The organism is Streptomyces sp. NPDC088194 (assembly GCF_040702025.1).
In the GTDB taxonomy this organism is placed as follows: domain Bacteria; phylum Actinomycetota; class Actinomycetes; order Streptomycetales; family Streptomycetaceae; genus Actinacidiphila.
The window spans coordinates 63,649-76,040 of sequence record NZ_JBFBIV010000016.1; the positions used below are offsets into that span (position 1 = coordinate 63,649).

Sequence of the window (12,392 nt, forward strand, 5' to 3'; positions counted from 1 at the left end):
CGCCCTACTCCGTGCGGAGCCCGTCCGCCCGCATCAGCCGCCACAGCGGCGGCATGCTGAGCAGCGTCACCGCGAAGATGACCCCCGCCCCGACCCCGGTCATCGTGGCGACGCTGACCCAGTCGGTGTGGAAGGGCCGCTCCACCATCGCGAGCAGCGCCGCGCCGAACCCGATGCCGGCCGCGACGGCGAGCACCAGCCCCAGCACCACCGGCACCGCCGCCTGCCACAGCACCGACCACGCCAGCACCGAGCGCCGGGTGCCGAACGCGACCAGCACCGCGAGCAGCTTCTTGCGCTCGCGCAGTTGCTCCAGCATCGTCACCAGCAACCCCGCGCCTATCAGCCCCATGGTGAAGACCGCCCCGGCGAGCAGACCGCGGTGGATCTGCGTGAAACTGGCCTTCGTCCGCGTGTCATACAGGGCGTAGATGGACATGTCGACACCGAGGCGGGCCACGGCGTTGCGCGCCCGTTCGATCGCGTCGGGCTGGTCCGGGTCGAGCACGACCGCCAGCTGCCCGTCCAGGTACTTGAGCGACGAGCTGTCGATCGCCTCCGGAGTGGCGAGCACGCCCCACGTGTGCGCGCCCGTGGCGTCCGCGCGTGAGCGCACGCTGACCGCGGTGGCCGGGATCTGCCACAGCCGGGGCTTGCCGCTGTAGGCGTTGCCGTCCGGTGTGTTGAGGTCGAGCTTCCCGCCGGGCCTGGCGTACTTCTGGTAGTCGCTGTCGGTGCCGTCGCCCGGCGGCACCAGGAACACGCTGCCGGGCCGGCAGGTGGTGATCCGTGCCATCTGCCGGAGCGCGGTGCAGTCGCCGACGCTGATCGCCAGGTCGGGGTACTGCGTCTCGTCGTTCCTGGGGAGTTTGCTCGCGTCCGGCCCGGTGGCGTCGCCGTGCACGTAGCCGTAGACCTGCTTGACGCCCTGCGCGGCGGCGATGGACTTCGCGTCCGCGTCGAGCTGCGCGCCGCTCGCGACCATGCCGTTGACGGCGGCCTGGGCGCGGTTGGTGTCGGCGCCGGTGGACCGGACGTAGTCGCCACTGACGCCGTTGAAGAGCATCTGGAGCGCGATCGCGCCGGCGACGGCGATGGTCACCCCGCTCACCATCCGGGCGGACGCGCTGCTGCTGAGCTGGAGCCTGCGGGTGGCCAGCTGCCAGGCGATCGGCCCGCCGCGCAGCCGCCCCACGACGGCCTCCACCAGCCACGGCAGCACCGCGGTCACCCCGAAGAGCAGCAGGACGGCGCCGGTCGCGACCTGGTACTCGTTGATCCCCGAGCCCCCATGGACCTTGCCGAACAGCGGTACCAGCAAGGCCAGTCCGACCGCGGGCAGCAGCAGCCGCCACCACAGCCGGCGGCGCCGGCCGACGGCGTGCCGTACGACGCCCAGCGGCTCGATCGTGGTGCCGCGCAGGCTGGCCAGGGTCACCGCGATCGACGCGATCGGCACGGCGAGCACGATCAGTACGGTCAGCGCCGGGTTCGGCGTCAGGTCCGAGGAGAACGCGGAGATCGACATGACGCTGATCTTCGAGGCGAGCTGTCTGCCGATCAGGAACAGCGCCCCGCCGAAGAGCAGCCCGAACAGCGCCCCGAACACCGCCTCGCCGGCCGCGATCCGGTGGGTCATCCGGATGTCCGCGCCGACCAGCCGCAGCGCGGCCAGCCGCCGGTCCCGGCGCTCACCGCCGAGGCGCACCGCGGTGCCGATGAACACCGCGACCGGCAGCAGCAGCACCACCAGGACGATGACCAGCAGCAGTTCGAGCGTCGGGCCGAGCGGCTCCGACTGGTCGGCGAGGCCGAAGCCGGTGATCCGGTCGGCGTTGCCGACCAGGTAGCGGGAGTCGTGGGGGACCAACTGGTTGCTGCCGGCGTAGTAGTACAACTCCGCCGGGCCGGTGATCCCGGCCTTCCCGATGGTGCCGGTGATCGTGTACGGCAGGCGCTCGCGCAGCAGCGGCGCGGACGCCAGCAGCTTCTTCAGCGCGGGCGACACCACCATCTGCCCGTTGCCGGGCCAGCGGGTCAGGCCGGGCGGCAGTTGCGCCTCCGCGCCCTCCGGGTGCACCAGGGCCCCGCCGATGTCGTGGTCGCGGTACGTCGTCTGGGCGTCCGCCCGCAGCAGGCTGTCGGCGGTGGGATGGGCGACGTAGGTGGCGTTGGCGGGCTGGCGGGCGTTCTCCTTCTCGCTGCGGGTCTGCATCATCGCCGGCACCGCCGCGGTCAGCAGCAGCAGTGCCACCCCGAGCCCCACCCCGACCGCGGTGAGCATGGTGCGGGTCCACCCCTCGCGCCCGCCGCTGATCGCGAAGCGCGCGCCGAGCGCGAGGTCGCGCAGCCATGTGCGCAGGTCGGCGGAGTGCTCGGGCGGGCGCCCCGGGTGTCCTGGGTCTCCTGAGCGTCCCGGGCTGCGCGGGCCGCCGCCGGTCGCGTCGAAGCCGGCGAACGGCTCGAACCGCGCGCTTCCGTGCTGGGTGCTCATGACACCCGTTCCATGTCGCGCGACTTCCCGTCCCGCACGACGATCTCCCGGTCGGAGTACGCGGCCACCCGGGGTTCGTGGGTGACCAGGACGACGGCCGCGCCGGTGTCGTGGGCGGCGTCGGTGAGCAGCCGCATCACGCGCTCGCCGTTGAGCGAGTCCAGCGCGCCGGTCGGCTCGTCCGCGAAGACCACCCGGGGGTCGTCGACCAGGGCGCGGGCGACCGCGACCCGCTGGCCCTGCCCGCCGGAGACCTCGCCGGGCCGCTTGCCGGAGACGTCGGAGACCTCCAGCCGCTCCAGCCACTGGGCCGCCTTCTCCTCCGCGACGCGGCGCTTGACGCCGCCCAGCCGCATCGGCATCGCCACGTTCTCCAGGCAGGTCAACTCGGGGACGAGCTGGCCGAACTGGAAGACGAAGCCGAAGTCGGTGCGGCGCAGCGCGCTGCGCTCCCCGTCGGACATCGCCGACAGTTCCTGCCCGCGATAGCGGACCTCGCCGGAATCGGGGCGCACGATGCCGGCCAGGCAGTGCAGCAGCGTCGACTTGCCGGACCCGGACGGGCCCATCACCGCGACGACCTCGCCGGCGCGGATGGTCAGGTCCGCCCCGTCGAGGGCGGCGGTGGGTCCGTACGCCTTGCGTATCGCGATCGCCCGCAGCAGCGGTTCGGTCGAGGCGCCCTGGTCACGGGCGCCCGGACGGTTGTCGGCTTCTCCAGCGCTCACTTGGCCACCTCCGCGGCGAGTTGGTCCAGTCGGGCCGCGGTCAGTTCCAGCCACCGCAGGTCGGCTTCCAGGTGGAACAGGGCGTGGTCGCAGATGAGCTGGTCGGCGAGGTCGCCGTCCTTCTTGCGACGGGTCAGCTCGCGCATCAGCCGCAGGTGTTCGGCGCGCTGGGTGTCCAGCAGGTCCACGGCGGACCTGCCGGTCAGCAGGGCCAGGACGACCTTGGTGTAGAGGGTCGTCTGGAGGTAGGGCTCGGGCTTCTCCGGTTGGGCGAGCCAGTCGGCCACGTCGGTGATCCCGGCGTCGGTGATGGCGTACCGCTTGCGTTCCGGGCCGCCGCCGGGCTCTATGCCGTCCACCTCGACCAGGCCGTTCTTCAGCAGCCTGGCCATCGTGGAGTAGACCTGGCCGTAGGCGAGCGGCCGATCGTGTCCGAAGCGTTCGTCGAAGGCGCGCTTGAGGTCGTAACCGTGGCGCGGCCCGGACTCCAGGAGTCCGAGCAGGGTCTGGCCGATTGACATGCCGAGCAGACTACACCATGGGTATACATCACGTGTATACCCACTGTGCATAACTCTTCGGCTCGGGTGTTCCCGCAGGTCAGGGCGGTTCTATGGTCTCAACGGGGGTCGGTTGGCGGCTCCTTCGCCGGGCGCCCGCGGCGCGGGATCGGCCGGGCGGCCGGCGGCATCCGGCCCGCCTCGGTCAGTGCCCGCCGGAGCAGGTACTCGATCTGCGCGTTCGTGCTGCGCAACTCGCCCGCCGCCCACGCGGCGAGCGCGTCGTGGACGGCCGGGTCGAGCCTGAGGAGCACCTGCTTGCGGGAGGGGCGGCTGGGTTCGGTCACTGGCTGCGGTCCGCCTTACTGGTAGAGCGTGCCGGTGTTCAGCACCGGCTGGGCCGCCCGCTCGCCGCAGAGCACGACCAGCAGGTTGCTGACCATGGACGCCTTCCGCTCCTCGTCCAGGATCACGATGTCCTGCTCGGCGATCCGCGACAGCGCCGACTCGACCATGCCCACCGCGCCGTCCACGATGGTCTGCCGGGCCGCCACGATCGCCCCCGCCTGCTGCCGCTGCAGCATCGCCGAGGCGATCTCGGCGGCGTAGGCGAGGTGCGTGAACCGCGACTCGATGATCCGCACCCCCGCCGACGCCACCCGTGCCGCGATCTCCGTGGAGAGCCGCTCGGTGATCTCCTCGCTGTTCTCGCGCAGCGACAGCCCGTCGGTGTCATGGCTGTCGTACGGGTAGCGCGTCGCGATGTGCCGTACCGCGGTGTCGGTCTGGATCGACACGAACCGCACGAAGTCGTCGACCTCGAAGACCGCCTGCGCGGTGTCCTTGACCTGCCACACCACGACCGCGGCCAGCTCGATCGGGTTGCCGTACGCGTCGTTGACCTTCAGGACGGCCGTCTCCTGGTTGCGCAGCCGCGTGGAGACCCGGCGCCGGCTGGTGAACGGGTTCACCCAGCGCAGGCCGTCCTGCCGGATCGTCCCCTGGTAGCGCCCGAACAGCTGGCACACCCGCGCCTGCCCCGGCGCGACCTGGGTCAGCCCGAAGAGCAGCACGAAGGCCACCACGGCCACCACGATGCCGACCGTCACCAGTGCGACCGCCGTCCCGCCGCCCGCCCTGGCGCCGACCACCGTCAGTGCCACCCCGGCCGCTATCACCAGCAGCGCGATCAGCAGGAACGGCAGCCCCGGCATCCCCGCCGCCCGACGCTCGGACACTCTCGGCGCCGGCATCTCCGGGACGTCGCTCTGCTCGGCCGGAGCCGTCCCCTGTGGTTGCTCGGTCATGAGATCCACCCCGTTCTTGTGATTCCCTGCACTTATCTAAGTGATATCATAAAAACGCGAGGCGGTCACGGTTAAGGCATGGCCGGGGCCGGCACGCGATGCAGCCCCGGAGCACGGGGGGGACACGTGTTCCGGGGCTGCGCTCTTACGGTGGGTCCAGGCGAGAACGGACCGATCCTGGGCCGATCCTGACGGTCGGCGGGTTCTGGCGGTCAGCCGGTCTTGCCGGTCAGCGGGTCTTGACGGCCTGGGCGATCCGGTCGCCGACGGTCTGGTCGATGCTGCGCCAGTACGCGAAGGCGCGTTCCAGGACGGGCGCGCTGACCCCGTCGGACAGATGCCCGGCGACATTGCCGACCAGCCGGTCGCGCGCCGCGTCGTCCAGCACCTCGCGCACCAGCGTGCCCGGCTGCCCGAAGTCGTCGTCCTCGCTGTGCGGCGTGTACGCCTCCCGCACCATCTCACCGGCCGACTGCCACCCGGCGATGTCCCCGTACGCCTGCGCGGACGCGGTCGGCCCGCCGTAGGAGTTCGGCGCGTACGGTGCCCCGGTCCTGGCCGGCTCGAACCGCATCGGGCCGTCCTTGGCGTAGGAGTGCACCGGCACGTGCGGGCGGTTCGGCGGGAGCTGCTGGTAGTTCGGGCCGATCCGGTAGCGGTGCGTGTCCGGGTAGGAGAACAGCCGCCCGAGCAGCATCTTGTCGGGGGAGGGGCCGATCCCCGGCACCATGCTCGACGGTTCGAACGCCGCCTGCTCGATGTGGATGAAGTAGTCCTCCGGGTTGGTGTCCAGCGTCATCCGGCCGACCTCGATCAGCGGGTAGTCGCCATGCGGCCACACCTTCGTCAGGTCGAAGGGGTTGAACCGGTAGTCCGCCGCGTCCTCGAACGGCATGACCTGCACCCGCAGCGTCCACGACGGGTGGTCGCCCCGCTCGATCGCCTCGTACAGGTCCTGCCGGTGGAAGTCCGCGTTCTGCCCGGCCATCGCGTCCGCGTCGGACTGGGTGAGGAAGTCGATGCCCTGGTCGGTCTTGAAGTGGTACTTCACCCAGAACTTCTGGCCGGCGCCGTTGATCCACATGTAGGTGTGCGAGCCGTAGCCGTTCATGTTCCGGTAGGTCTTCGGGATGCCGCGGTCCCCCATCAGCCAGGTCACCTGGTGCGCGGACTCCGGGGAGAGCGTCCAGAAGTCCCACTGCATGTCGTTGTCGCGCAGGCCGTTGTCGGGGCGGCGCTTCTGGCTGCGGATGAAGTCCTGGAACTTGATCGTGTCCCGGACGAAGAACACCGGGGTGTTGTTGCCGACCAGGTCGTAGTTGCCGTGCTCGGTGTAGAACTTCAACGCGAAGCCGCGCGGGTCGCGCCAGGTGTCGGGGCTGCCCTGCTCACCGGCGACCGTCGAGAACCGGGCCAGCATCCGGGTGGAGCGGCCCGGCTGGAACAGGTCGGCCTTGGTGAACTGGCTGACGTCGTTGGTCACCTCGAACCGGCCGTACGCCCCGCTGCCCTTGGCGTGCACCACCCGCTCCGGGACCCGTTCCCGGTTGAACTGGGCCATCTTCTCGATCAGGTAGTGGTCCTGCAGCAGGATCGCGCCGTCGGGTCCGACGGTCAGCGAGTGCTCGTCGCTCTCCACCGGGATGCCGGCGTTGTCGGTGGTGGGCGGGATGTTCGACGTGCTCATGGAGTGTCCTTCCGGGTCCTCCTGGGCCGATGCCGCATCAGGACACCGGTCATCGTCTCGCGGTCCGCTACCCACCCTCGCACCGAACATTCCGCGCGGCATGCCGGCTCAGGGCGCTCAGGCCACGGCGGTGACGGCACTCCCCGCGAACTCGGTCGCGCCGGAACGCGGGCACTGAGCCCCGGAGGTGAAGGCCGGCAATCAGGGCAGCGGGAGCTCGAACCAGACGACCTTGCCGGCGCCCAGACGGGTGGCGCCCCAGCGCTGGGCCATGCGGTTGACGAGGTAGAGGCCGCGGCCGCCCTCCTCCTCGGGAGCGGCGTGCCGCATCCGGGGGAGCAGCGGGGCGTCGTCGCCGACCTCGCAGCGCAGCACGTCGGTGCGCAGCAGCCGCAGGGTGACCGGGCGTTCCGCGTACCGCACCGCGTTGGTGACGATCTCGCTGACCAGCAGCTCGGCGGCGTCGACCTGGTCGTCCAGGCCCCAGCGCATCAGCGCCTGGCGGACCAGCCGGCGGGCGCGTCCCGCGGTCTGGGCCTGCGGCTCCAGGAACCAGTACGCGACGTCGCTCGGCGCGATCCCGGCGAACCGGGCCGCGAGCAGCGCGATGTCGTCGTCGCGGTCACCGGGGCCGAGGATCTCCAGCACCTCGTCGCACAGCGGCTCCAGGGGCGGCGGGGAGACCACGGTGGCGGCGTCGTGCAGCCGCTCGCGGAGCAACTCGATGCCGCCCCAGACGTCGCGGGTGCGGGACTCCACCAGGCCGTCGGTGTAGAGCAGCAGCGTGGCCCCGGCGGGCGCGGGCAGCTCCACGGCCTCGAACGGCACGCCGCCGACGCCGATCGGGGCGCCCGGAGGCACCCGCAGCACCTCGGCGAGACCGTCGGCGTGCAGCAGTACGGGCGGCGGGTGACCGGCGTTGGCCACCACCAGGCGGTGCGCGATCGGGTCGTACACGGCGTAGACGCAGGTGGCCATCCGGTCCTGGCCGAGCCGCTGGGCCTGCTCGTCGAGGTGGTAGAGCACCTCCTGCGGGGCGAGGTCCAGCCCGGCGAGGGTCTGCACGGTGGTGCGCAGTTGGCCCATGATCGCCGCCGAGGTCATGGAGTGGCCCATCACGTCGCCGACCACCAGCGCGACCCGGCTGCCGGGCAGCGGGATCGCGTCGTACCAGTCTCCGCCGACCCGCGCGGACTCGGCGGCCGGCAGGTAGCGGCTGGCGAGCTGCACACCGGTCGGCTGCGGCAGCGAGTCCGGCAGCATCTCGCGCTGGAGGGCGTCGGCGATGTACGCCTCGCGGCCGTAGAGCACCGCCTTGTCGACGCCGAGCGCGGTGTGCGTGGCGAGTTGGGCGGCGACCAGCAGGTCGTCGGACTCGAACGGCGGCCGGTCCGCGCGGCGCAGCAGCACCGCGGCGCCGATCACCCGGCGGCGGCCGCGCAGCGGGGCCAGCAGCGCGCGGCGGCCGACCGGCAGCGGGCCTGGGGGGTTGCCGAGGAGTTCGGCGAGGGCGTCCGCGGCCCGCGGCGAGTCCGCGAAGACCGGGCGCACCCCGCGCAGCACCTCGGCGAGCGGACCGTCGAGCAGCACCCCGATGGTCTCGGGGGCGCCGCCGGACGGGGTCTCCAGCGCCGGCAGGTCGCCGACCGGCATGTCCGGGGTGTCGCCGGGACCCTCCAGGCCGCCGTCGGCCCGGCGCAGCCGCAGCCGCAGCGGACCCGAGGGGCGCTCGTCGCCGACCGGGAGCGGCTCGCGCAGGTAGACCAGGATCGCGTCGGCGAACGCGGGCACCGCCGAGCGGCACAGCCCGAGCAGGATCTCGTCCAGGTCGAGGCCGCGGGCGATCCGCCGGGTGGCCGCGCCGACGTACCGCAGCCGGTCCGCCTCGGGGCCGGTCTGCACCGGCATCGGGATGCGCATGCCCACCGAGTCCTCGTCCGCGGTGTGCCCGGCCGCGGTGTGGCCGGCCGCGTCCAGCGGCGTGCCCCGCGGCGGTGTGCTCACAAACGAGCTCAACGCCTCGCTCCCCTCCGTCACTGCCGGCACCCATCCCGTGTCGTGCGCCGGGGCGGGGGACTGCGCGGGCCCCTCGGGCTGGGCCCCGCCGCGCGCCTCGCCCGGCGCCGTTTCCGCGCGGTGCTGCCCGGCCGCCGGGGCACCATCGCTCCGCCGTGCACTGTACGCCCCGGGCCGGGTGGGCGCGGCGGGCTCGGTGGTCTGCTCGTCGTGCGCGCGGGCGGCGGGCGGGTGCCCCGCGTGGTCGTGGTCGTGCGCCTCGGACCCGGCGGCGCTCGGCGCCGCGGTCGTGTCGTCCTGGGCCGGCGGCGCCGATTCGCGCACGCCGAAGCTGCCGCGCGGGTCCTGCGGGGACGGCACGGTGTGCGGCCGGGGTGGGCGGGGCGGGTCCGTGGTCACGCGAGTGGGTCCATCCGTCGGTGCTCCGCCGCGGCCAGCGCGAGGCGGGGCTCGGGCCTGGTCTGGGTCAGGCGCGTCGGCAGTAGAGGAAGATCTGCTCCTCCGGCGGCACGTCGGTGCTCGCCGGCGCGTACGTGTACGACATCTCCTTGATCACCTCGAAGCCCGCGTCCACCACGATCTCGCGCAGCTCGTCCTTCAGGTACCCCGAAACCCGCACGGTGTGCCCGAGGAAAGGGATCGGTACGTCGTCCACGTCCGCCTCGACCATGCCGAGCGCCAGCAGGCCGCCGGGCTCCAGCAGTTCGCGGACGGCGGTCAGCGTGGCCGGGATCTCGGCCCTGGGCAGCATCAGCAGGGTGAAGAACGCCGCGATCGCGGAGAAGCCGCCGGTGGCCAGCGGCCCGCCGTCGACCAGGTCCGCCACGTCCGCCTGGACGAACTCCGCCTCGGGGACGTTCGACCGGGCTCTGGCCAGCATGCCGGCGGACAGGTCCACTCCCGTCACCCGCATGCCGGCCTCGACGAACTGCCGGGCGGTCGGCAGGCCGGTCCCGCACCCGAGGTCGAGCACCCGGGCGCCGGACGGCAGCTCGGCGATGAGCCAGCTGCCCGCGGTGATCTGGCCGTCCTTGTGCGGGAACGCCTCGTCGTACCGGTCGCCGATGGCGTCGAACGCCTCGGCCTGGCCGGTACGGTCCCGCCCCGACGCCGCCGCGGGGTTGTCGGACGGCGTGCCAACGGGCTCGTAACCGTCGGTATCCACTGCTCAGGGCCTCCCTGGCTGCTGTGACTGGTGTGACGGACGGGGCTGGAATGGGACCGGGGTGAAGCGGTGACGGGAAGGGTGGGTCCGGTGGGGCGTTGTTTGGCATATGCACAGGAGCGGCACTCGTTTGTACCCCCGTGACGTGGCGTCAAACTCTAGGCCGTGCCGGGCAATTGCGCAGGCTTCCGGTGGACGATCCTACGGTTGACGGCCCGGGGCGCGCCAAGGGGATCATGACCGGCGCCCGGACCTGCGCGCGCGCCCCCCGTCTTCGCTGGTCCCGCGCTCCCTGTTCCCGGGCTCACACCGCGGGGCGGTCCCAGTCGGACGGCAACTCGGGCACCGGCCATGACGGGTCGGGCCGCCAGTCCTGCCAGCGGTCGCGGAAGGGCGGGTCCCAGGCCCTGATCGCGCGCACCGCTTCCCGGCCGGCCTGCCGGACCCGGGCGGCCAGCTCGGCCGGCATCAGCCCGTCGGCCTGCGCCTGCGCGAACTCGTCCTCGTCCCGCCAGTACCAGTTGCGGTCCGGGTGGACCGAGATGTCGAGGAAGTGGTCTTGCGAGTCCACCCCCGCGGACCAGCGGTTGAGCGGCTCCTCCAGATTCACGTACCAGCTTCTGAACTGCCAGTCCTGCTCCCAGAACAGCCACACCGACCAGGGCTGACCGGGCCGGGCCAGCTTCAGCACCCCCGAGCCGAACCACTCCTCCACCACCCGGGTGCGGGGCTTGGTGTACCGGGTGGCCAGCGGCTCCTGATACAGCGGAGTGCCGTCGGCGAGCACCGGCTTGATGCAGCGGGTGCCCGCCGCCAGCCACACCACGAGCAGGTCCGGCTCGTCGCGCACCACCGTCACCGGGCGGCAGATGTGCACCTCGTCCGTGCCGTTGCCGCGGTAGCGCCACAGCACATGGTCACCAGGGGCCCAGCGGCCCGGCCGCGGCGCGTTCGATCCGTCCGGTTGCGTGGTGTCGAGGTCGGCTGTCATGAACAGAGTTTACGGAAGGCGTGTTACGGGTGGGTCATTCGCAGCACGTCCAGCGCCTCGTCGAGCTGCGCCTCGGAGAGCTCGCCGCGCTCCACGTACCCCTCCTCGATCACCACCTGCCGGATCGTCTTCCGCTCCGCCAGCGACTTCTTCGCCACCTTCGCGGCTTCCTCGTAGCCGATGTAGCGGTTCAGCGGGGTGACCACGGACGGCGAGGACTCGGCGTACTCCCGGGCCCGCTCCGGGTGCGCCGTGATGCCGTCGATCGTGCGGTCCGCGAGCAGCCGCGAGACGTTCGCCAGCAGCCGTACCGACTCCAGGACGTTGCGGGCGATCACCGGGAGCATCACGTTCAGCTCGAAGTTGCCCGCTGCGCCCGCGACGGTGATCGCCGTGTCGTTGCCGATCACCTGCGCGGCCACCATCAGCACGGCCTCCGGGACCACCGGGTTGACCTTGCCCGGCATGATCGACGAGCCCGGCTGGAGGTCGGGCAGGCTGATCTCGGACAGCCCGGTGCGCGGGCCCGAGGCCATCCACCGCAGGTCGTTGGCGATCTTCGTCAGCCCCACGGCGATCGTCCGCAACTGGCCGGACGCCTCCACGATGCCGTCCCGGGCGCCCTGGGCCTCGAAGTGGTCGCGCGCCTCGGTCAGCGGCAGGCCGGTCGCCCGGGCGACCTCCGCGATCACCGCGGCCGGGAACCCGGGCGGCGTGTTGATCCCCGTCCCCACCGCGGTGCCGCCCAGCGGTAGCTCCGCCAGGCGCGGCAGCGACGCCTCCAGGCGCTCGACGCCGTACCGCACCTGCGCGGCGTACCCGCCGAACTCCTGCCCCAGCGTCACCGGCGTGGCGTCCATCAGGTGGGTGCGGCCCGCCTTCACCACGCCCGCGAACTCCGCCGACTTCGCCTCCAGGGATTCCGCCAACCGGGTCAGCGCCGGCACCAGGTCGCCGGTCACCGCCGCGGTCGCCGCGATGTGGATCGAGGACGGGAACACGTCGTTGGACGACTGGGAGGCGTTCACATGGTCGTTCGGGTGCACCTTGCGGCCCAGCCGCTCGGTGGCCAGCGCGGCGATCACCTCGTTCGTGTTCATGTTGGACGACGTGCCCGAGCCGGTCTGGAACACGTCGACCGGGAACTCCGCGTCCCACGTCCCCGCGGCGACCTCGTCCGCCGCCGAGGCGATGGCCGCCGCCATGTCGGCGTCGATCACGCCCAGCTCGGCGTTCACCTTCGCTGCCGCGGCCTTGATCCGGGCCAGTGCCTGGATGTGCGCGCGGCTGATCCGCTGCCCTGAGATCGGGAAGTTCTCCACGGCGCGCTGGGTCTGCGCGCCCCACTTCGCCGCCGCGGGAACCCGCACCTCGCCCATCGAGTCGTGCTCGACCCGGAAGTCGTCCATACCGTCGTCCATACCTCCTACAGTGCCTCGCCCCCTGCCTTTGTTCCCCCGGACGCGCCCGTGCGCGGCCAAGCCCGGCAGCGGTCCCCGGGTGC

10 protein-coding genes are annotated in these 12,392 nt (G+C 72.4%); all 10 read right to left on the reverse strand.

Annotation, left to right across the window (positions count from 1 at the left end):
* Positions 1-4 precede the first annotated feature (4 nt).
* The gene (locus AB0399_RS11555) at positions 5-2,494 is read right to left on the reverse strand and encodes an ABC transporter permease (RefSeq protein WP_366411107.1); all 2,490 of its coding nucleotides are present in this window, start codon (positions 2,492-2,494) and stop codon (positions 5-7) included.
* On the reverse strand, positions 2,491-3,159 hold the full coding sequence (locus AB0399_RS11560) for an ABC transporter ATP-binding protein (RefSeq protein ID WP_328474440.1): 669 nt from the start codon (positions 3,157-3,159) through the stop codon (positions 2,491-2,493). Before AB0399_RS11560 ends, AB0399_RS11555 begins: the two co-directional genes overlap by 4 nt.
* A gap of 59 nt (positions 3,160-3,218) precedes the next feature.
* The gene (locus AB0399_RS11565; protein ID WP_329365390.1) at positions 3,219-3,743 is read right to left on the reverse strand and encodes a PadR family transcriptional regulator; all 525 of its coding nucleotides are present in this window, start codon (positions 3,741-3,743) and stop codon (positions 3,219-3,221) included.
* 98 nt (positions 3,744-3,841) lie between these two features.
* Positions 3,842-4,069, reverse strand: a complete 228-nt coding sequence (locus tag AB0399_RS11570) for a toxin-antitoxin system HicB family antitoxin (protein WP_329365388.1) — start codon at positions 4,067-4,069, stop codon at positions 3,842-3,844.
* A gap of 15 nt (positions 4,070-4,084) precedes the next feature.
* Positions 4,085-5,029, reverse strand: coding sequence for an SPFH domain-containing protein (locus AB0399_RS11575; RefSeq protein WP_366411108.1), 945 nt, complete (start codon positions 5,027-5,029; stop codon positions 4,085-4,087).
* 229 nt (positions 5,030-5,258) lie between these two features.
* Positions 5,259-6,716, reverse strand: coding sequence for a catalase (locus AB0399_RS11580; protein ID WP_366411109.1), 1,458 nt, complete (start codon positions 6,714-6,716; stop codon positions 5,259-5,261).
* Between the two features lie 201 nt (positions 6,717-6,917).
* Complete coding sequence (locus AB0399_RS11585) at positions 6,918-9,131, reverse strand: SpoIIE family protein phosphatase (protein ID WP_366411110.1); 2,214 nt, start codon at positions 9,129-9,131, stop codon at positions 6,918-6,920.
* A gap of 67 nt (positions 9,132-9,198) precedes the next feature.
* Positions 9,199-9,798, reverse strand: a complete 600-nt coding sequence (locus tag AB0399_RS11590) for a class I SAM-dependent methyltransferase (protein WP_329373963.1) — start codon at positions 9,796-9,798, stop codon at positions 9,199-9,201.
* 403 nt (positions 9,799-10,201) lie between these two features.
* Positions 10,202-10,888 (reverse strand): DUF402 domain-containing protein, encoded by a 687-nt coding sequence (locus AB0399_RS11595; RefSeq protein ID WP_329365381.1) that lies wholly within the window; start codon positions 10,886-10,888, stop codon positions 10,202-10,204.
* A 23-nt stretch (positions 10,889-10,911) separates the two neighbouring features.
* Positions 10,912-12,297, reverse strand: a complete 1,386-nt coding sequence (locus AB0399_RS11600) for a class II fumarate hydratase (RefSeq protein ID WP_366411153.1) — start codon at positions 12,295-12,297, stop codon at positions 10,912-10,914.
* Positions 12,298-12,392 lie beyond the last annotated feature (95 nt).